Origin of the sequence: Lysobacter changpingensis (assembly GCF_017308985.1) — a bacterium.
Lineage (GTDB): Bacteria > Pseudomonadota > Gammaproteobacteria > Xanthomonadales > Xanthomonadaceae > Lysobacter_J > Lysobacter_J changpingensis.
Genome location: NZ_JADWPE010000007.1, coordinates 250,768 through 271,066 on the forward strand (window position 1 = coordinate 250,768; position 20,299 = coordinate 271,066).

Annotated in this window: 19 protein-coding genes; 10 read left to right on the forward strand and 9 right to left on the reverse strand. The window is 68.9% G+C overall.

Annotation, left to right across the window (positions count from 1 at the left end; all coding sequences use genetic code 11):
* The first annotated feature begins 110 nt into the window (after positions 1-110).
* Positions 111-1,037 carry a Grx4 family monothiol glutaredoxin gene (gene grxD, locus I4U41_RS16990; protein ID WP_206862349.1) on the forward strand — a complete coding sequence of 309 codons (927 nt, stop codon included), beginning with the start codon at positions 111-113 and terminating at the stop codon, positions 1,035-1,037.
* 217 nt (positions 1,038-1,254) lie between these two features.
* Here the strand turns inward: grxD and I4U41_RS16995 are convergent, their stop codons facing one another.
* Both I4U41_RS16995 and I4U41_RS17000 read right to left on the reverse strand, forming a co-directional pair.
* The gene (locus I4U41_RS16995) at positions 1,255-1,803 is read right to left on the reverse strand and encodes a DUF924 family protein (protein ID WP_206862350.1); all 549 of its coding nucleotides are present in this window, start codon (positions 1,801-1,803) and stop codon (positions 1,255-1,257) included.
* A gap of 300 nt (positions 1,804-2,103) precedes the next feature.
* Complete coding sequence (locus I4U41_RS17000; protein WP_206862351.1) at positions 2,104-2,670, reverse strand: lysozyme inhibitor LprI family protein; 567 nt, start codon at positions 2,668-2,670, stop codon at positions 2,104-2,106.
* Positions 2,671-2,974: 304 nt separating this feature from the next.
* Here I4U41_RS17000 and I4U41_RS17005 point away from each other — a divergent pair, with 304 nt between their 5' ends.
* The gene (locus I4U41_RS17005) at positions 2,975-3,274 is read left to right on the forward strand and encodes a hypothetical protein (protein ID WP_206862352.1); all 300 of its coding nucleotides are present in this window, start codon (positions 2,975-2,977) and stop codon (positions 3,272-3,274) included.
* A gap of 65 nt (positions 3,275-3,339) precedes the next feature.
* On the opposite strand, the gene I4U41_RS17010 is transcribed toward I4U41_RS17005, so the two are convergent.
* Positions 3,340-4,116: an AMP nucleosidase gene (locus tag I4U41_RS17010; RefSeq protein WP_206862353.1), complete on the reverse strand. Its 777-nt coding sequence runs from the start codon at positions 4,114-4,116 to the stop codon at positions 3,340-3,342.
* 163 nt (positions 4,117-4,279) lie between these two features.
* Between I4U41_RS17010 and I4U41_RS17015 the strand changes: the two genes are divergently transcribed.
* The 7 genes from I4U41_RS17015 to I4U41_RS17045 all read left to right on the forward strand — a co-directional run bounded on the left by I4U41_RS17015 (position 4,280) and on the right by I4U41_RS17045 (position 10,824).
* On the forward strand, positions 4,280-5,755 hold the full coding sequence (locus I4U41_RS17015; protein WP_206862354.1) for an amidohydrolase: 1,476 nt from the start codon (positions 4,280-4,282) through the stop codon (positions 5,753-5,755).
* A gap of 116 nt (positions 5,756-5,871) precedes the next feature.
* A complete protein-coding gene (locus tag I4U41_RS17020; protein WP_206862443.1) occupies positions 5,872-7,152 on the forward strand; it encodes an amidohydrolase family protein in 1,281 nt (426 codons plus the stop codon).
* 408 nt (positions 7,153-7,560) lie between these two features.
* Entirely contained in the window at positions 7,561-7,968 is a 408-nt protein-coding gene (locus I4U41_RS17025; RefSeq protein WP_206862355.1) for a DUF1761 domain-containing protein, read from the forward strand.
* A gap of 11 nt (positions 7,969-7,979) precedes the next feature.
* On the forward strand, positions 7,980-8,624 hold the full coding sequence (locus I4U41_RS17030; RefSeq protein WP_206862356.1) for a 2-hydroxychromene-2-carboxylate isomerase: 645 nt from the start codon (positions 7,980-7,982) through the stop codon (positions 8,622-8,624).
* A gap of 99 nt (positions 8,625-8,723) precedes the next feature.
* Positions 8,724-9,671 (forward strand): DegV family protein, encoded by a 948-nt coding sequence (locus tag I4U41_RS17035; RefSeq protein WP_206862357.1) that lies wholly within the window; start codon positions 8,724-8,726, stop codon positions 9,669-9,671.
* A gap of 143 nt (positions 9,672-9,814) precedes the next feature.
* The gene (locus tag I4U41_RS17040) at positions 9,815-10,159 is read left to right on the forward strand and encodes a hypothetical protein (RefSeq protein WP_206862358.1); all 345 of its coding nucleotides are present in this window, start codon (positions 9,815-9,817) and stop codon (positions 10,157-10,159) included.
* The gene (locus I4U41_RS17045) at positions 10,156-10,824 is read left to right on the forward strand and encodes an adenine nucleotide alpha hydrolase (protein WP_206862359.1); all 669 of its coding nucleotides are present in this window, start codon (positions 10,156-10,158) and stop codon (positions 10,822-10,824) included. The genes I4U41_RS17040 and I4U41_RS17045 overlap by 4 nt, the downstream gene beginning before the upstream one ends.
* Positions 10,825-10,827: 3 nt before the next feature.
* Here I4U41_RS17045 and fghA read toward each other — a convergent pair whose 3' ends face one another.
* The 5 genes from fghA to ppc all read right to left on the reverse strand — a co-directional run bounded on the left by fghA (position 10,828) and on the right by ppc (position 16,911).
* The gene (gene fghA / locus I4U41_RS17050) at positions 10,828-11,658 is read right to left on the reverse strand and encodes an S-formylglutathione hydrolase (protein ID WP_206862360.1); all 831 of its coding nucleotides are present in this window, start codon (positions 11,656-11,658) and stop codon (positions 10,828-10,830) included.
* Between the two features lie 134 nt (positions 11,659-11,792).
* Positions 11,793-12,902, reverse strand: coding sequence for an S-(hydroxymethyl)glutathione dehydrogenase/class III alcohol dehydrogenase (locus tag I4U41_RS17055; protein WP_206862361.1), 1,110 nt, complete (start codon positions 12,900-12,902; stop codon positions 11,793-11,795).
* 52 nt (positions 12,903-12,954) lie between these two features.
* Entirely contained in the window at positions 12,955-13,230 is a 276-nt protein-coding gene (locus tag I4U41_RS17060) for a metal-sensing transcriptional repressor (protein WP_206862362.1), read from the reverse strand.
* A gap of 120 nt (positions 13,231-13,350) precedes the next feature.
* Positions 13,351-13,917, reverse strand: a complete 567-nt coding sequence (locus I4U41_RS17065; RefSeq protein WP_206862363.1) for a DUF4136 domain-containing protein — start codon at positions 13,915-13,917, stop codon at positions 13,351-13,353.
* Positions 13,918-14,169: 252 nt separating this feature from the next.
* The gene (gene ppc / locus I4U41_RS17070; protein ID WP_206862364.1) at positions 14,170-16,911 is read right to left on the reverse strand and encodes a phosphoenolpyruvate carboxylase; all 2,742 of its coding nucleotides are present in this window, start codon (positions 16,909-16,911) and stop codon (positions 14,170-14,172) included.
* A gap of 145 nt (positions 16,912-17,056) precedes the next feature.
* Here ppc and I4U41_RS17075 point away from each other — a divergent pair, with 145 nt between their 5' ends.
* Entirely contained in the window at positions 17,057-18,715 is a 1,659-nt protein-coding gene (locus I4U41_RS17075) for a tetratricopeptide repeat protein (protein ID WP_206862365.1), read from the forward strand.
* A gap of 143 nt (positions 18,716-18,858) precedes the next feature.
* On the opposite strand, the gene I4U41_RS17080 is transcribed toward I4U41_RS17075, so the two are convergent.
* On the reverse strand, positions 18,859-20,223 hold the full coding sequence (locus I4U41_RS17080) for a glutamate--cysteine ligase (RefSeq protein ID WP_206862366.1): 1,365 nt from the start codon (positions 20,221-20,223) through the stop codon (positions 18,859-18,861).
* Positions 20,224-20,299: the final 76 nt, after the last annotated feature.

Below are 20,299 nucleotides of genomic sequence, written 5' to 3' on the forward strand. Positions count from 1 at the left end.
CGCCGGGATGGCGGTGATCGGTCCCAGCTTTCGCCGGTGAGGCGCCCGCCCGCCTTGCCAAACCCCGCCGCCGCCCCCACATGCACCCCATTCCCATCCGGTAACCCGCCATGTCGCTCGACCCCGCGCTGCGTTCGCGCATCGAAACCCTGCTGCAGTCCAACCGCGTCGTCCTGTTCATGAAGGGCGCGCCCGAAGCGCCGCAGTGCGGGTTCTCGGCCAAGGCCGTGGGCGTGCTCAACGCGCTGCTCCCGCAGGGCTACGCGCACGTGAACGTGCTGGCCGACGCGGAGATCCGCGAGGGCATCAAGCAGTACGGCAACTGGCCGACGATCCCGCAGCTGTACATCGACGGCGAGCTCGTCGGCGGCAGCGACATCGTCGAGCAGATGGCCGGCAGTGGCGAGCTGCACAGCGCGCTCGGTTTGCCGCCGCCGGATCGCCGCCCGCCGGAGTTCACCATCACGCCCGAGGCGCTGGACATGCTGCGCAGCGCGATCGACAACGCCGGCGGCGGGTACGCCGTGCAGATCGACATCGACGCGCGCTACAACGTGCGCCTGCAGCTGGCGCCGATCGACGCCAACGCGGTGGCCATCGAGATCGAAGGCGTGCGCCTCCAGACCGATGCGCTGCAGGTGCGCCGCGCCGACGGCATCAGCATCGACTGGGTCGACGACGAACGCGGTCGCGGCCTGTCCGTGCATCACCCGCTGGCCGCGCCGGCGGTGCGTTCGATCAGCCCGCACGAAGTCGACGCGCGCGTGCGCGCCGGCGCGTTGCGACTGGTGGACGTGCGCCCGGCCGATGAACGCGCCCTCGCCGCCGCGCCGGTGGCTTTCGATACGCTCGACCACGGCATCGAGGCGCTGCAGTCCCTATCGAAGGACACCCCGATCGCGTTCCTGTGCCATCACGGCGGACGCAGCCAGCAGGCGGCCGAGCACTTCCGCGGCCTGGGCTTCCGTGAGGTCTACAACGTCGTCGGTGGCATCGACGCCTGGGCCGACTTCGACGCCGCGATTCCGAAGTACTGATCCGCGGCACGGGCTCGATCCCGATCCACCCACCCGCCCCGGAGTGCGGCGAAGCGCTCGCTTCGCCGCATCCGCGTCACCGTTCGCCGCACCACGCCGCAAACGGCGCACCGCACCGCCTAGGCTGAAAGCGTCGGCGTTCGCCGCATCGCTTTCCCGAACGCCGTAGCCGCTCCCCGGACCCCGCGTCCACGGCTACGGCGTTTTCTTTTTGGCGTCAGAATCCGCCTCCCGCGTCGAGGTAGGCCTGTTCCTCGCGCGTCGATTCGCGCCCCAGGATCGTGTTGCGATGGGGGAACCGGCCGAAGCGCGCGATGACGTCGCGATGCCGGCGAGCGTAATCGAGATAGGCGCGTCCGGATTCGCCTTCCAGCGTCGATGCGAGCGCGACGGAGCGCTCCTGGTCGGCCATCGCTTCGGAATGTTCGAAAGGCATGTAGAAGAACGGACGCAGCAGCGGCTGGACGGCGAGGTCGTCGCCGCGGTCGATCGCGCGACCGGCGTAATGCCTTGCGAGGGAATCGGTCGCGAACGCATGCCCGGTGTTGCGGAAGACGTTGCGCGGGATCTGGTCGAGCAGGATCGTCAGCGCGAGCGCACCTTCGGCGGTGTCCATCCAGTGGTCGAGTTCGCGCCGCGCGGCGGCGAAATGCGCGTCGAGGAAATCGCTTCGGCAGCGCGCGTCGAACGCGTCGTCGCGCCCGAACCAGCGGTCGTACCCGGCGTCGTGCCAGAAGGCGAGGAGGTCCTGCGGGGTCGTCGGCATCGTCGTGTTGGATTGGGGGTGTGGGGAGCGTAACGAAGTCGGGGGGAGGGTGGGTGTCGGGGGATTGCGTGTGTTGGGGTCGGGGATTGGGCTTGCGGGGGGTTCCCGATGTCTTACCTTCGGCCTGGGGGATGACTTCATGCGCGGCGTGTTTCGGCCTTCGCCCGTCCCTGCCTCGCTGCCGCCGGGAAAGAGCTTCGGCATCGCGAGTGCGAGCTGCATCGCTCGTCCCGACCCTCACCCCAACCTCTCTCCGCTCTGCACTCCCTCCGGTCGCCGGAGGGAGAGGGGCTCAACCACTCACAACGACTCATCCCCCAGCTGCGTCTCCAACTCGTTGCTCCACAACTCGGTGATGCTCTCCAGCGTCACGGCGTGGATCAGCGGGCGGACCGCGCCGCCGGCGTAGGACTGCGAGACGAAACGCGCGTAACGGTCGCGGAACTGCAGCCAGCTGCGGTGCGCGTCGTCGAACACCGCGAGCGTTTCGTCGTCGAGCTGTCGCCGCAGGTGCGTCACCACCGTCGCCAGCCGCGCATCGGCACGATGGAATTCCTCCAGCGCCTGCTGGTTCATGTCGCGCTGGGTGACGGCGGCATCGTCGCTTTGTCGCGCCACTTCCTCGGCCTTGGTGAAGTAGTTGTCGGCGATGCGCGCCGCCGTTTCGGCCTTGCCGATCAGTCGCTGCTCGAAGTGGCGCAGGTCGTCGAGGTTGGTGTTGGATTCGTCGAGCCCCTGCTTGAGGTCGAGCAGTTTCTGGTTGCGCTCGATCGCCTCCACCGCGCTGCGTTTCTCGACGCGGCGCTGGACGAAGTAGAACGCCCAGGTCAATGCGGCGCCAAGCGCCAGGTAAAGCAGGTTGTCCATGATCGCCCTCCCCCGTTCTCCCTGATTTCGAGGACACAGTGTGCCCGCGGGAGGTCGCATGCACTGCGACCTCGTGCCGGAGTCGGAAAGATGACGATTCAGGTGGGGTTGGCCGTTCCGGGGCCGCGCTGGCCGTCTGAATACAGGAGCGGCGCGATTACGGCCGGGAGCCTCGACGGCGCGTTGACGCGGTCTCCACAAGACTGAACCGGCGACCTTCGTTCCCGGCCCACAGGGCCTTCGCTACGCTCGCACACGCCGCACCCGGACCCTGCTCCGCTTCCCATCCCCTGAGGGAAATCCCATGAAACAGCTGCTCCTCGCCCTGTCGCTGGTAGGCCTGTTCGTTCCCGGCCATGCCATCGCCTACAGCTACGATTGCTTCCTCGTCTGCACCCCGGCCCGCGTCTACTGCCAGCCGTCGGGCGTGCCGATGCCCCCCATCGCGAAGATCTGCGGCGTCCGCAAGGCGATCGCGCCGGATTCGCTAACCACCTCGCTGTCCACGTTCGACGAATCGCAGGCGACCGCGCCCGCGTGCGTCGCGCAACAGGTGTTCGACGAGGACACGCAGACGTACGACTGGCAGATGGTGTGCGACTGACACCACCCCGACGTTGGGGCGCGACAGCGAAGGCCGGCATGCGCCGGCCTTCGTCTTTCCCGACCCTATTCGTCGAAACGCAGGTGGCGCACCGACTTGCCGTTACGGCGGATCAGCTTCAGCGCCTCGATGCCGACGTTGATGTGGTTGGCGACGTAGTCGGCGCTGACGCGCGCATCCGACGCTTCGGTCTTCACGCCTTCGGGGATCATCGGCTGGTCCGACACCAGCAGCAGCGCGCCGCAGGGAATGCGGTTGGCGAAGCCGGCGGCGAAGATCGTCGCCGTTTCCATGTCGATGGCCATGCAGCGCATCGCGCGCAGGCGCTCCTTGAAGGCGTCGTCGTGTTCCCACACGCGGCGGTTGGTGGTGTAGACGGTGCCGGTCCAGTAGTCCAGCGCGAGGTCGCGGATCATCGTCGACACCGCGCGCTGCAGCGCGAAGGCCGGCAGCGCGGGCACCTGCGGGGGCAGGTAGTCGTCGCTGGTGCCTTCGCCGCGGATCGCGGCGATCGGCAGGATCAGGTCGCCCAGCTGGTTCTTCTTCTTCAACCCGCCGCACTTGCCCAGGAACAGCACCGCCTTGGGCGAGACGGCGCTGAGCAGGTCCATGATCGTCGCGGCATTCGGGCTGCCCATGCCGAAGTTGATCATGGTGATGCCATCGTGCGTGCAGCTGGGCATCGGGCGGTCCAGGCCGACCACGGGCGCGCCGGTCATGCGCGAGAAGATGTTCACGTAGCCGCCGAAATTGGTCAGCAGGACGTGCTCGCCGAACTGGTCGAGCGGCACGCCGGTGTAGCGCGGCAGCCAGTTGTCGACGATCTGTTCCTTGTCTTTCATCGGGGTTTGCTCCTCTTGTAGTTGTGTGTGTCGCAAGACGCCGACGTATGGCGCCTAATCGGGCATTGTGTCACGCCGCCCATGACCATCGTCAGGGTTGGCAGGGTGTCGCCGGCACGGCTACGGTGCGAAGGTTGTGAGCCGCACTTTCCCGGGGACCTCCATGCTTCGACCACTCGCCGCCGCGCTGATCGCGGCGCTGGCGATCGGCGCCGCGCACGCCGCGCCGCCCGATTCGCAGGCCAACACGTCGGCCAAGTCGCCGGCCTCCCGCTTCACCGAAGACCCGTATCCGAGCACCTACCAGCGCATCGCCGCCGCGCCGGTGCTGATTTCCGGCGCGACCGTGCTGACCGGCACCGGCCAGCGGCTGGATGGCGCCGACGTCCTGCTGCAGGACGGCAAGGTCGTCGCGGTCGGCACTGGGCTGCAGGCGCCGGCCGGCGCGACGCGCGTGGACGGCACCGGCAAGTGGGTGACGCCGGGCCTGATCGACGTGCACTCGCACCTGGGCGTCTATCCCAGCCCCGGCGTCAGCGCGCACAGCGACGGCAACGAGATGACCGCGCCGGTGACCCCGAACGTGTGGGCCGAGCATTCGGTGTGGCCGCAGGACCCGGGCTTCGCCGCGGCGCTCGCCGGCGGAATCACGTCGCTGCAGGTGCTGCCCGGCAGCGCGAACCTGATCGGCGGCCGCGGCGTGACGCTGAAGAACGTCGCCGCCACGACCTACCAGGGCATGAAATTCCCGGGCGCGCCGTGGGGCCTGAAGATGGCCTGCGGCGAGAACCCCAAGCGCGTCTACGGCGGCAAGAGCGGCCCGGCCACGCGCATGGGCAACGTCGCCGGCTACCGCGCGGCGTTCATCGACGCCAGCGAATACCTCACCAAAAACGGCGGCAAGAAGAAGGACGAGCCGGAGAAGAAGCGCCGCTGGTGGCAGTCGGCCAACGACGCCGGCGAGAGCGACAAGGACACCGGCGGCAAGCGCGACCTCAAGCTCGACACGCTGGCGGGCGCGATCAACGGCGACATCCGCGTGCACATCCACTGCTACCGCGCCGACGAGATGGCGGTGATGCTCGACCTGGCGAAGGAATTCGGCTTCAAGGTCGCCGCGTTCCACCACGGCGTGGAGGCCTACAAGCTGGCCGACCGCCTCGCCGCCGAGAACGTCTGCGGCGCGCTGTGGGCCGACTGGTGGGGCTTCAAGATGGAAGCCTTCGACGGCATCCAGGAAAACATCGCCCTGGTCGATCGCCCGCCCAACAGCTGCGCGATCGTGCATTCGGATTCGGAGGAAGGCATCCAGCGCCTCAACCAGGAAGCGGCGAAGGTGATGGCGCACGCGAAGCTCGCCGGCATGGACATCCCGCCCGAGCGCGCGATCCGCTGGATGACGCAGAACGCGGCGAAGTCGCTGGGCATCGAGGCCGAAACCGGCACGCTGGAGCCGGGCAAGATGGCCGACGTGGTCGTGTGGAACGGCAATCCCTTCAGCGTCTACGCGCACGCCGAGCAGGTGTACATCGACGGCGCGCGCGTGTTCGACCGCAACGACCGTTCGCGCCAGCCGGTGTCGGACTTCATGCTGGGCCAGGGCGCCGCGGCCGGCAGCAGCACGGGAGGTGTGCAGTGAGGCGTTTCATCGAGTTCCGCCGTTCGCGGCACAACCGCCCGGCCGACACCTTCGAACTGGCCTGCTGCGAGCACGACGGCGGCTGGTCGCGGTGGGTTTCGCCGACGCGCAGCTTCCTGCTGATCGGCCTGCTGCTGGCGTCGGTGGGCGCCGGCGCGCAGGAGCTGCTGATCCGCAACGCCACCGTGCATACCGCAACGGCACAGGGCACGTTGAAGAACGCGGACGTGCTGGTGTCCGGCGGCACCGTCCGCGCGGTCGGCACCGGTCTGTCGGCACCGGCCGGCGCTCAGGTGATCGACGCGCAGGGCCGGCCGGTGACGCCGACGCTGTTCGGCGGCATCACGGAGATCGGCCTGGAGGAAGTCTCCGGCGAGAAGGACACCGTCGACGACACGCTCGCGCTCGGCGCCGACACCAAGCAGATGACGGTGCGGCCGGAGTTCGACGTGACGCTGGCGTACAACCCGGATTCGATCCTGGTCCCGGTCACGCGCATCGAAGGCATCGGCTGGACCCTGCTCGGCGCCGGTACCGCGGCGGGCGGTTCGATCGTCGCCGGCCAGGGCGGCATCGTGCGCCTTGACGGCAGTGCCGATCCGATCGGCCCGCGCGAGCTGTTCCTGCGCATCGGCGGCGATGCGGCCGGGCTGTCGGGCAATTCGCGCGCGGCGCAATGGATGATCCTCGACCAGCTGATCGACGAAGTGCGCGGGCGCATCCCGCCCGACGCGAACGCCGCGCTGCTGACGCCGGCCGGCCGCGCCGCGCTGGCGAAGTACCTCAACGGCGGCGGTCGCGTGGTCGTGTCGGTCGATCGCGCCGCCGACATCCGCCAGCTGCTGCGCTGGTCGCAGCGCCACGGCGTGCGCGTGGCCATCGCCGGCGGCGCGGAGGCGTGGCGCGTGGCGCCGATGCTCGCGTCGGCGAAGGTGCCGGTGTTCGTCAATCCGCTGGGCAACCTGCCTTCGGATTTCGACAAGCTCGGCTCCACGATGGAGAACGCGGCGCGCCTGCGCGCGGCGGGCGTGCAGGTCGGCTTCACCCAGGCCGGCGATGCCTCGCACAACGCGCGCAAGATCCGCCAACTGGCGGGCAACGCGGTCGCCAACGGGCTGCCGTGGGACGACGGCCTCGCGGGCCTGACCCGCGTGCCGGCGGAAACCTTCGGCGTCGCCGATCGTCTCGGCAGCATCGCCCCGGGCAAGCGCGCCGACCTGGTGATGTGGAGCGGCGATCCGCTCGAAGTGAACGCAGTGGCGTTGCAGGTGTGGATGGACGGCCGCGCGATCGAGATGCGCAGCCGCCAGACGGAACTGCGCGACCGTTACCTGCGCACGGCATCGCCGGCGGCGGAGGGTGGGTTGCCGCGGGCGTATCCGGCGTCGGGTCGGTGAGTGCTTGAGCCCTGCTCCTGATACCAGCCCGCTGCTAGCCCCTCTCTCATCGGGAGAGGGGTTGGGGTGAGGGGTGACGGAGCGTCAACTCCGAAGACCCGATGCATCGCTGCACTTTCGGTTTGACTTGCCCTGCGTCGCCGAACAAACAGCCTTTGTAGCCCGGGTAAGCGAAGCGCACCCGGGGGCGCGACCACTTCGCTCACCCCGGGTGCGCTTCGCTTACCCGGGCTACAAGAACGTCGGCATGGCTCGAGAGGGCGGGCCTGGGCCCGGCGTTCGCCGGGATGACGCCGGTCGTTTGCTTCGCTTTCGATCGATGAGGCTCCGGTTTCGCCGGCGCACCGACGCCGGCTTATCCTGACCGCCTCGGACCGCCCACCGGCGCGCCACGCACAGGACATCACCATGCCGCCCCTGCCCCACGTCGACTTCAACTGGCTCGCCGCGATCTCCGCCGCCGTCTCCGCCTTCGTCCTCGGCGGCATCTGGTACGGCCCGCTGTTCCAGCGCGCCTGGTGCCGCGAGGCCGGCATCGATCCGGACCGCAAGCCCGGCCATCCGAAGCGCATCTTCGCCACCGCCTTCGTGTGCAGCCTGCTGTCGGCGGTGATGTTCGCCAACTTCCTGCCGCCCACCGCGACCGCCGCGGACGGGTTCGGTGCCGGCTTCGTGGTCGGCCTGTTCTTCGTGGCGATGAGCTTCGGCATCAACTACGCCTTCGCCCAGCGCAGCCTGAAGCTGTGGATGATCGACGCCGGCTACCACATCGCGCAGTTCAGCCTGTACGGGCTGATCCTGGGCGCCTGGCACTGAGGGAGCACCGCATGGACGCGCCGCTGACCTGGTATTTCGACTTCATCTCGCCGTTCTCCTACCTGCAGTGGCAACGGCTGAAACCGCTGCTGCGCGAACGCGAGGCCGCGGGCGCGCCGGTGCGGCTGGTGCCGATCGTGTTCGCCGCGGTGCTCGATGCGCGCGGGCAGAAGGGCCCCGCCGAAATCCCCGGCAAACGTGAGTTCACCTATCGCCACGTGTTGTGGCTCGCGCGCCAGGCCGGCGTGCCGCTGCGCTTCCCGCCGGCGCATCCGTTCAACCCGCTGGCCTCGCTGCGGCTGAGCATCGCCGCCGGCAACAGGCCCGAGGCGGTGGATTCGGTGTTCGACTGGATCTGGAACCAGGGCCGCGCCGGCGACAGCGTCGAGGCGCTGGTGCCGGTGATGGCCGCGCTGGACGTCCCGGCCGAAGCGCTCGAATCCGACGCCACCAAGGCCGCACTGCGCGCCAACACCGACATCGCGATCGCCGCCGGCGTCTACGGCGTGCCGACGCTGGCGGTGGGCAGCGAGCTGTTCTGGGGCAACGACTCGTTCGACTTCGCCCTGGCCACGATCTCCGACCCGGCCCTGCTGCAGGACGAGGAAATGCGCCGCGTCAGCGAACTCCCGGTGGGGTTGCAGCGCCGACGCTGACGCGCAGCGTCATGCGGCGGCGCCACACGGACTTCCATCGCGGAAAGGGTATGCTGGCCGTCACACTTCGACGCCAGCGCTCATTCCGGGAGGGGAACCATGCGCATCGGACTCGTTGTCGACTCCGCCTGCGACCTGCCTTTGCATTACCTGGAACAGCACGAGGTCACCGTGCTGCCGATCACCGTACGCATCGGCGAGGCGGTGCTCGCCGACCATCGCGACGAACAGGCCACCCTGGAGTTCCTGCACGCGCACGTCGCCGAGCGCGGCCATGAAGCGCAGACCATGCCGTACACGGTCCAGCAGATCCAGGACCTGTTCCTGCAGCGGCTGGTGATCGATTACGACTACGTCTTCTGCATGACCATCACGAAGACGCGCAGCCCGATCTTCGACAACGCGCAGCAGGCGAGCTTCGCCATCCTCAACGACTACAAGGCCGTGCGTGCCGCCGCCGGCAACGCGACGCCGTTCGCCTTGCGCGTGGTCGATACGCAGAACCTGTTCGCCGCGCAGGGCGTCACGGCGGTGGAAGCCATCCGCCTGCGCGCCGCGGGCGAAGGCGCGCCGAAGATCCGCGCACGCCTGGAACACCTCGCGCTGCACACGCAGGGCTACATGGTGCCGCCCGATCTCTACTACCTGCGCAATCGCGCGCGCGCCAAGGGCGATCGCAGCGTCGGCCTGCTCAGCGCGGCGCTCGGCAGCGCGCTGGACATCAAGCCGATCCTGCACGCCAATCGCGGCGAGACCGGCCCGGTGGCGAAGATCAAGGGATTCGAACCGGCGGTGCAGAAGCTGTTCGAACATGTCGCCCAGCGCGTGGAGCGCAACGAACTGCTCACGCCCACGATGTGCCTGAGCTACGGCGGCGAACTCGACGGCCTGCGCGCGCTGCCCGGCTACGAACGCCTGCGCGATGCGTGCGCGTCGAACAACGTGGAGCTGTTCGAAAGCGTGATGAGCCTGACGGGCATGGTGAACGTCGGCAAGGGCGCGGTCGTCGTCGGCTTCGCGGCGGAAGGGCAGAAGTTCGCGGGTTGAGGCGAAGCGGCGCGGAACGGGAAACGAGCAGGAACACCGCTCGCGCCTTTCCGTCTCTCGTTCCTCTCCGCTCGTTCCTCAACCATCACGCCCGCCGGACCGGCCCAACCCTAAACTAAGGGTTTCCGAGAAGGAGACCCACGATGGCCACGCGCTACTACATCCGCCTGCCCGACGCGCAACGCGCGCGCGGCGGCGATCCGTCGCTGTCTTTCACCGCGGTCAGTCCGGAAGGCTTCGCCGAACAGTTGCAGTCCGCATTGCGCGAGCCGTCGCTGTTCGAACGCTGGAAGTCGAAGCAGGACGATCCCGACGCGATCGATCCCGCGCTCGGCGAAACCGATCCCGGCGCCGTCGTGCAGGGCGCGCAGGACGACCTGCACGTCGACCTGGTCGCGACCACGCGCATCGGCGGCGAGATCCTGCGCCAGCGGCTGCGCTGGCTCGCGGGCAGCGCGTGGGAGCTGCGCGACGTCACGGCCGCATGAGCGCACGCCTGTTGTCCTGGAGCGGCGGGAAGGATGCCGCGTGGACGCTGCATTTCATGCGCGAGCGCGGCGACGACGTCGTCGGCCTGCTGACCACCGTGACCGAAGGTTACGAGCGCGTGTCGATGCAGGGCATCCGCCGCGAGGTGCTGCATGCGCAGGCGCAGGCCACCGGATTGCCGCTGATCGAGGCGCGCATTCCGCCGCAGTGCGACAACGCCACGTATGAAGCGGCCTTCGCCGATGCCCTGTCGCGGGCGCGGGAACAGTGGCCCGGCCTGGACACCATCGCGTTCGGCGATCTGTTCCTCGCCGACATCCGTGCATGGCGCGAGGCGACGTGCGGCGCGCACGGCTGGCGCATCGACACGCCGCTGTTCGGACACGACACCGCGCAACTCGGCCGCGCGATGATCGACGGTGGCCTGCGCGCCCGCCTGTGCTGCATCGACACGCAGCAACTCGACGCGCGTTTCGCCGGTCGCGCGTTCGATGCGACGCTGTTCGCCGACCTGCCCGACGGCTGCGACCCGTGCGGCGAGAACGGCGAGTTCCACACGCTCGTATACGAAGGGCCGATGTTCCGCGCCCCGTTGCGGGTGTGCGAGGGCGAAACGGTGCTGCGCGACGGCCGCTTCGCCTATACCGACTTCACGCTGGCCTGACGACTACGCCTTCAGCGCCGCGGCGTGATGCGCGATGTGATCGCCGATGAAGCTGGCGATGAAGTAGTAGCTGTGGTCGTAGCCCGGCTGGATGCGCAGTTCGAGCGGATGCCCGGCCGCCTCGCAGGCTTCGCGCAGGCGCTGCGGCTGCAGCTGCGTGGCGAGGAATTCGTCGGCCTCGCCCTGGTCGACCAGCAGCGGCAGGCGTTCGGTCGCCGACGCGATCAGCGCCGTCGTATCCCACGCCTTCCACGCCTCGCGGTCCTCGCCCAGGTACGCCGCGAACGCCTTCTGCCCCCACGGCACCTGCGTCGGCGCGACGATCGGCGAGAACGCCGACACACTGCGATAGCGCCCCGGATTCTTCAGCGCGACGACCAGCGCGCCATGGCCGCCCATCGAATGCCCGCTGATCGAACGCGCCTGGGTCGCGGGGAACTGCGCCTCGATCAACGCCGGCAGCTCGCGCGAGACGTAGTCGAACATGCGGTAATGCGCGGACCACGGCGCCTGCGTCGCGTCGACGTAGAAGCCCGCGCCGACGCCGAGGTCGTAGCCGTCCGCATCGGCGACACCCGGCCCGCGCGGGCTGGTGTCGGGCGCGACCAGGATCACGCCGTGCTCCGCCGCATACCGCTGCGCGCCGGCCTTGGTGATGAAGTTCTGCTCGGTGCAGGTGAGCCCGCTCAGCCAGTACAGCACCGGACACGACCGCTGCTCGGCCTGCGGTGGCAGGTAGACGCCGAAGGTCGTCTCGCAGTCGAGCGAAGTCGAGTGATGGCGGTAGACGTGTTGCCAGCCGCCGAAGCAGGCGCGGTGTTCGATGCGGTCCATGATTCGTGATTCGTGATTCGTGATTCGTGATTCGTGATTCGTGATTCGTGATTCGTGATCGTGATGATCTTCGCGCCGTGAAGCGGGATCCGTGCTCTTTCCAATCACGAATCACGCTTCACGAATCACGGCTTTCAGTAGTGGATCACGCTGCGGATCGACTTGCCCTCATGCATCAGGTCGAACGCCTCGTTGATCTCGTCCAGCGGCATCGTGTGGGTCACGAACGGCGCGAGTTCGATGTCGCCGCGCATCGCGTCCTCGACCATGCCCGGCAGCTGCGTGCGGCCCTTCACGCCGCCGAACGCCGTGCCCATCCACTTGCGCCCGGTGACCAGCTGGAACGGACGCGTGCTGATCTCCTGCCCTGCGCCGGCGACGCCGATGATCACCGACTGGCCCCAGCCGCGATGCGCGCATTCCAGCGCGGCGCGCATCACGTTGACGTTCCCGATGCATTCGAAGGAATGGTCCACGCCCCAGCCGGTCATCTCGACGATCACCTGCTGGATGGGATTGTCGTGATCCTTCGGATTCACGCAGTCGGTCGCGCCCATGCTGCGCGCGAGTTCGAACTTCGACGGATTGGTGTCGATGGCGATGATGCGGCCGGCCTTCGCCTGGCGCGCGCCCTGGATCACCGCCAGACCGATGCCGCCCAGGCCGAACACCGCGACGCTGTCGCCTTCCTGCACCTTCGCCGTGTTGTGCACCGCGCCGATGCCGGTCGTCACGCCGCAGCCCAGCAGGCAGACGTGCTCGTGGTTCGCCTCGGGATTGATCTTCGCCAGCGAGACCTCGGCGACGACGGTGTATTCGCTGAAGGTCGAGCAGCCCATGTAGTGGTACAGCGGCTGGCCGTTGTACGAGAAGCGCGTGGTGCCGTCGGGCATCACGCCCTTGCCCTGCGTCGCGCGCACGGCGACGCACAGGTTGGTCTTGCCGGACTTGCAGAACAGGCATTCGCCGCATTCGGCGGTGTACAGCGGAATCACGTGGTCGCCCGGCTTCACGCTGGTGACGCCCTCGCCCACTTCGACCACGACACCCGCGCCTTCATGGCCGAGCACGCACGGAAACAGGCCTTCCGGATCGTCGCCGCTGAGCGTGAACGCGTCGGTGTGGCACACGCCGGTGTGGGTGATCTTCACCAGCACCTCGCCGGCCTTGGGCGGCGCGACGTCGATTTCGACGATCTGCAAGGGCTGCCCTGCGGCGAAGGCGACGGCGGCACGGGATTTCATGGCGACTCCTGGAATGGCGTGGGAACGGGGGAACGAGGTTCGTGCGATGCGGCTACTTCAGATACGAGCGGACCAGTCCGGCGAGTTCGGCCACGCGCGCCTCGCGCTGCTGCGCGGAGGTCGCGGCGTGGCCGAATTCCTCGCGGATGTGCGCTTCCAGCACTTCGGACATGAGCCCGTTCACCGCGCCGCGGATGGCCGCGATCTGTTGCAGCACCGCACCGCAGTCGGCGCCGGCGTCGAGCGCGCGTTCGAGCGCCTCGGCCTGGCCCTTGATGCGGCGGATGCGGGCCTGGACGCGCTTCTTTTCTTCAGGGGAATGCGGCACGTCGGCAGCCCAGCTGGGTACTGGGGTGGAGTATACGGCATGGCAGGAAGAGGCGAGGAGGAACGAGAAACCGGTGTTCGCTCTCCAGGTTCTCGTCCCTCACCCCTCGTTTCCTGTTCCTCAGGGCATCCGCGCCGCCGCCGACGTCGGCGGGAACTGCGCGAACATGCGGTCCACGCTCAACTGCATGGCGTTGGTCTGGGCGACGGGCGATTCGGGCACGGTGCCCATGGCGATCCCGCGCCACAGAGGCCGCTGCGTCTGCGCGTCGAACATGTCGAGCACGATCGTGCCGTAGGTGTAATCGCGTACGGTGGTGGTGGTGTTGAAGCTTCCCCACGCGCCCCAGCCCGGGCCCCAGCAGCAGCGCCCCCAACCCCAGCCGCCCCACATCGGACCGGTGTCCCAGGTGTCGATGCGCATGCGGCGCTCGGTGACGATCGTGCCGGCGAGCGTGACCTGCGCGTTGGTCGACTGCGTCCATCCGCGCTCGCGCAGCTTCGCGTCGATGGCGGCGACCAGGCGTTGCGTCTGCAGCGGCGAGAACCCTTCCGGCCGCTGCGTCCACCGGTACGTCTGGTACTGCCCGAAGTTCACGGCCGGGTCGTAGTCGGTGAACACGGCCGGCGTGGTGGCGCATCCCGCGATTAGCGAGACGGCGAGAAGAATGGGAACGGAACGTTTCATGGCCGGCTCCCGCGGTGACGGCGATTCGAGAATACGCCGGCGCGGGAGCGGGACGCGTGAAACGGCGCGGGTGTACCTGAATGGTTCAGGTCGTGCGCGACGCCTGCGCTGTTGTAGCCCGGGCAAGCGAAGCGCACCCGGGTTGGAAAGGCGACCACGTCCCCGGGTGCGCTTCGCTTACCCCCGGGCTACAAAAGAGTCGTCTTCCAGGGGACATCGCCCATCGACATCGGATGAGTCGCGCAGCGCGACTCATCCGGTGTTCTGTATCCCCGCCGAAATCCCGTTCACCGTCGCCACCAGCGCCTGGTACAGCGCGTCGTCCGGTCGCCCCGCCTCGCGCCACCGCGCCAGCAGGTCCACCTGCAGCAGGCTGATCGGATCCACGTACGGATTGCGCAACCGGATCGACTGCCGCAGCCGGTAATCGCCCGCCAGCAGCTCGCCGCTGCCCTTGATCGCCAGCACCGCGTCGCGGGTGCGTTCGAACTCCTCCGCGATGCCCGGATGGAACCGCGCGTGCAGCTCGCCGGCCAGCAGCGAGTAACGCTCGAAAATGCCCGGATCGGATTTGGCGAGCATCATTTCCAGGTCGTCGATCAAGGTGCCGAAGAACGGCCAGTCCTGCGCCATCTCGGCCAGCGTGTCGCGGCCGTGCGTGTCCAGCGCGCGCTGCAGCGCGGTGCCGACGCCGTACCACGCGGTCAGCCCGGCGCGATTCTGCGACCACGCGAACACCCACGGGATCGCACGCAGCGAACCGACGTCGCCGGAGCCCGCGCGCTTGCTCGGACGCGAGCCGATGCGCAACCGTTCGATCACGTCGATCGGCGTGGCGGCACGGAAATACGCGGGAAAGTCAGGGTTCTCGTGCACCAGCGCGCGGTAGTGCGCGCGCGCGTCGCGCGAGAGTTCGCCGGCGATCTCGCGCCAGCGAGCTTCGCGCGGCTCCGGCGGACGCGGGCGCAACGTCGCGCGCAGCACGGCGCCGGTCGCCTGTTCGAGGTTGCGCAACGCGATCGCGCGGATGCCGTACTTGCGATGGATCACCTCGCCCTGCTCGGTCAGACGCAGGTAGCCGTCGACCGAACCGCGCGGCGCGGCGATCACCGCGCGCTCGGTCTTGCCGCCGCCGCGGCTGATCGAACCGCCGCGGCCGTGGAAGAACGCGATGCGCACGCCGCTTTCGCGCGCGAGCTCGGCCAGCGCGATCTGGGTGCGCTGCAACGCCCAGCGCGAGGCGAGCATGCCGCCGTCCTTCGCGCTGTCGGAATAGCCGAGCATCACCACCTGGCGGTTCCCGCGCGCGGCCAGGTGCGCGCGGTACACCGGATCGGCGAACAACGCGCGCAGCGTTTCGCTTGCCGCATCGAGGTCGTCCACGGTTTCGAACAGCGGTGCGACGTCGAGCGGCACGCGGCCATCGCCGTCGACGCAACCGGCCACGCGCGCGAGCGCCAGCACGGCGAGAGCGTCGGCCGCACTGCGGCTCATGCTGACGATGTACGGCCCGAACGCCTGCGCGCCGTAGCGCGGCCGCAGTCGCGCGACCGCGCGGAACACGTCCAGCGTCGGGCGCGCGCTGCCGTTGCCTACGCCGCGCACCGGTTCGCTGCCGTCGAGCAGGCGATGCAGGCGTTGCGCGCGTTCCTCGCGCGAACGCGTTTCCCATTCCGCATCGCCGAGCACTTCGGCGAGCGCCGCGTCGTGCGTCGCCGAATCCTGGCGAAGGTCCAGGCTCGCCAGGTGGAAGCCGAAGCATTCCACGCGACGCCGCAAACGCCGCACCGCATGGCCGCCGGCGTGTTCGCCATGGTGCTCGCGCAGGCTGTCTTCGATCATGCGGATGTCGGCGAGGAACGCGGCTGCGTCCGGATAACCGTTGACGTGGTCCTCCGCGGTCGCGCGCAATCGCGCCGCCACCAGCGCGAGCAGGTTGCGGTACGGCATGTCCGCATGGCGCGGCTTCAGCGCGGCGGCCGCCTTGGGCAACAGATAGCGGTATTCCTCGATGCGCGCGAGCACCGCGCCGGCCACGCCGATGCGTTCCAGCGACTGGCTCAGCAGTTCGCCCAGCGCCGCGACTTCCTGCCGGTACGCACGAAGCACCAGCGAGCGCTGGCCGGCGAGCGTCGCGGCGATGGTGTCGGCACCGACATTCGGATTGCCGTCCATGTCGCCACCGACCCAGGTGCCGAAGCCGATCACGGTCGGCATCGCGACGTGTTCGCCGTACGTTTCGCGCAGCGCGTCCTCGAACAGTTCGTAGAACACCGGCAGCACGCGATAGAGCACGTCGGACAGGTAGAAGCCGACGTGCTCGAACTCGTCGGCGACGCTGGGCTTCACCGGCGGCGTCTCGGCCGTCTGCCAGCTCGTGGTGAGCGCCAATCGCATGCGTTCCAGGTCCGCGCGATGTTCGTACGGCGTGCGCGTGCGGTCGATGTCGTCGATCAGGCAGGTGACGATCTGGCGCTCCTTCTCCAGCAGCGCGCGACGCACGGCTTCGGTCGGATGCGCGGTGAACACCGGCTCGATGCGCAACCGCTGCAGCAGTTCGACCATTTCCTCCAGGCTGACGCCCTGGGCGGCGAGCGTCGCCAGCACGTCGCGCAGGCCGCCGGGCTGGCGGTTCGCGCCCTGGCGTTCGTAATCGCGCCGACGACGGATGCGGTGTACGCGCTCGGCGACGTTCACCGCCTGGAAGTAGGTGGCGAACGCGCGCACCAGATCGCCGGCGTGTTCGAGATCGACCCCGCCCAGCGCCTGCGCGAGTTCGGACACTGGTGCGTTCGATTCGCGGCGGCGGATCGCCGCGCGGCGCAGGTTCTCCACTTCGGCGAGGAACTGCGGGCCGCGCTGCTCGGCGAGGATGTCGCCGACGAGCGCGCCGACGGTTTTCACGTCCTCGCGCAGCAGGGCGTCGTGCGGGGCGAACTCGACGACGCGGAGGGGGTCGTTGGCGGACTCGGCGGGCGGCGGTTGTCGGGTCATCCGGCGAGCCTACCGCACTGCAACATGGGGTGGCGCGACGGTTGCGGGTGCAACGGTTCGTGGGGCGGGGAAGGAGCGGAAGCGTGACCGTCCCTGCTGGCGCGGCACGTTGTTCTTCCTGATATCCCCCGCGCCGGAGTGCGCCATGACGCCGCTGATCCGCCTGTCCAGCCTCGCCCTCGCCTGCCTCGCCCTCGCCGCGTGTCCCACGGTGCCGAAGGAGGACGCGGCGCAGCAGGGCAACGCGCCGCCGCTGTTCGACACCTTCGGCGAGCTGCATCGCGACATCGCCACGAAGGTGCCCGGGGCGCAGCGCTATTTCGACCAGGGCCTGCGGCTGGCCTACGGCTTCAACCATGAGGCCGCCGCGCGCGCCTTCGCCGAGGCCGAACGCCTGGATCCCACCTGCGCGATGTGCGTGTGGGGCCAGGCGCTGGTGCTGGGGCCGAACATCAACCTGCCGATGTCGCCCGATCTCGCGGCCGACGCGACCACGCTCGCCCTGCGCGCGCAGCAGTTGTCGAAGAACGCGACGCCCGCCGATCAGGCGCTGATCGCCGCGCTGGTCGAACGTTACGTCACGCCCGCGCCGGAGGACCGCAAGCCGCTCGACGAAGCCTACGCGAAGGCGATGGCCGACGCGCACCGCCGGTTCCCCGGCGACGACGACATCGCCACGCTCTACGCCGAATCGCTGATGGACCTGACGCCGTGGGCGTACTGGAACGCGCAGGGCCAGCCGACGCAGTACACCGACACGCTGCTGGCGACGCTGGAAGGCGTGCTCGAACGCAACCCGCGCCACATCGGCGCGGTGCACTACTACATCCACGCGGTGGAAGCCTCCAACGAGCCGCAGCGCGCCGAGCCCTACGCCGACCGCCTGGCCGCGCTCGCGCCCGGCTCGGGCCACCTGGTGCACATGCCGGCGCACGTCTACATCCGCGTGGGCCGCTATCACGACGCGACCTTGAGCAACCTCGCCGCGAGCACCGCCGACAAGGCGTTCCTGGCGGTGTGTCGCGGCAGCAATGGCGCGTATCCGCTGGGTTACGTACCGCACAACTGGCATTTCGCGGCGATGACCGCGGCGCTGCACGGCTCGCGCACACTCGCGCTCGAAGCCGCCGACCAGACCGCGCAGCGCGTGGACGCCCAGCAACTGGAAGCGATGAACTTCATGCAGCAGTTCATCGTCGCGCCGCTGTTCGCGCGCGTGCGGTTCGGCGAGTGGCAGCAGATCCTCGACGCGGAGGCGCCGCCGTCGGACGTGCCGTATCCGAAGGCGATCTGGCACTTCGCGCGCGGCATGGCGCTGGTGCGCACCGGCAAGCCCGGCGACGCGAAGAAGGAGCTCAAGGCGCTGCAGGCGATCGCGCAGGATCCGGCGATGGAGAAGGTGGTGCTGTGGGATATCAATCGCGCCGACCGCGTGCTGGACGTGGCGCAGCACATGCTCGCGGGCGAGATCGCGCTGGCGACGAAGCAGACGAAATCGGGACTGGCATCGTTGCGGAAGGCGGTCGCCGCCGAGGATCTGCTCAACTACAACGAGCCGCCGGACTGGCCGCTGCCGGTGCGCCCGTTCCTCGGCGCGGCGCTGCTCGATGCGGGGCAGGCGAAGGAAGCCGTCGCGGTGTACGAGGCGGACCTCAAGCGCTTCCCGGAGAACGGCTGGTCGCTGTACGGCCTGGCGCAGGCGCAGCGCAAGCTAAAGCTCAAGGACGCCGCCGCGGACACCGAGCGCCGGCACGCGGCGGCGTGGCAGTGGGCGGATACGAAGCTGGTGGCGTCGCGGTTCTGAGGGGCGTCGACGTCACCTCGGCCGTCGACCCGGGTGCGCTGCGCCTACTCGGGCTACAAACGCCCGGGCCTCACGGGCGATCGCAGCTGTTGTAGCCCGGGTGAGGCGAAGCCGCACCCGGGGGCTTTCGCCGACGCCGAACCTCAGTACGCGAACTCGCGGAACACCCGGTCGATATCGCCTTGCCACGGCCCGCGATACAGGTCGAGCTTGCGTTCCGCCGGGGTGATGCCGGCTTCGGCGAACTCCATCATCGGATCGAGGAACACCGTCTCGTCCGCGCCATTCGGATTCAGGCGCGCGCGACGACGCAAACCGTGCGCGGAAATTTCCAGCGCGCGGCGTGCGAGGTCGAGCACGGTGCCGTTGCGGAACGGCAGCTTCAACGCATGCGCCGGAACGCCGTCGCGCAACGCGTGGCGTTCGGCGAGGGTGAAGTCCTTCACCAGATCCCACGCCGCATCCAGCGCCGTCTCGTCGTACAGCAACCCGACCCAGAACGCCGGCAGCGCGCAGATGCGGTTCCATGGGCCGGAGTCGGCGCCGCGCATCTCCAGATACTTCTTCAGGCGGACTTCGGGGAAGGCGGTGGTGCTGTGGTCGGCCCAGTCGCGCAGCACGGGACGATGGCCCGGATACGCCGGCAGCCTGCCGTCGAGGAAATCGCGGAACGACTGCCCGGATGCGTCGATGTACCGCCCGTCGCGGTAGACGAAGTACATCGGCACGTCGAGCAGGTAATCGACGTAGCGTTCGAACCCGAAGCCGTCCTCGAACACGAAGTCGAGCAGGCCGGTGCGATCGGCGTCGGTGTCGGTCCAGATGTGCGAGCGGTAGCTGAGGTATCCGTTCGGCTTGCCTTCCAGGAACGGCGAATCGGCGAACAGCGCGGTCGCGATCGGCTGCAGCGCGAGCGAGACCCGGAACTTCTTCACCATGTCGGCCTCGGAGCCGACGTCGAGGTTGACCTGCACCGTGCAGGTGCGGGTCATCATGTCCAGGCCGAGCGAGCCAACCTTCGGCATGTATTCGCGCATGATCTTGTAGCGGCCCTTGGGCATCCAGGGCATGTCCTCGCGCCGCCACTTGGGCTGGAAACCGACCCCGAGGAAGCCCAGCCCCATCGGTTCGGCGACGGTGCGCACCTCGCGCAGGTGGCTGTTGGTTTCCGAACAGGTCTGGTGCAGGTTCTCCAGCGGCGCGCCGGACAGTTCCAGCTGGCCGGCCGGCTCCAGCGACACCGAGGCCGAATCGCGCGTAAGCGCGATGACACGGTCGTGCTCGGTCACCGGCGTCCAGCCGAAGCGGGTCAGCCCCTTGAGCAGCGCCTCGATCCCGCGCTCGCCGTCGAAGGCCGGCGGACGCAGGTCGGAGATCTGGAAGCCGAACTTCTCGTGCTCGGTGCCGATGCGCCAGTCCTCCCGCGGCCGGATGCCGGAGCTGAGGAACTCGACGAGCTGGGCCCGATCCTCGATCGGAACATCCTTGACCTGGCTGGGACCGGACACACGCACCTCTGGAAGAAAGAAAACCCCGCTGGACCGGTCCATCTGGACGCCCGGACTGTGCAGGTGATCACGCCAG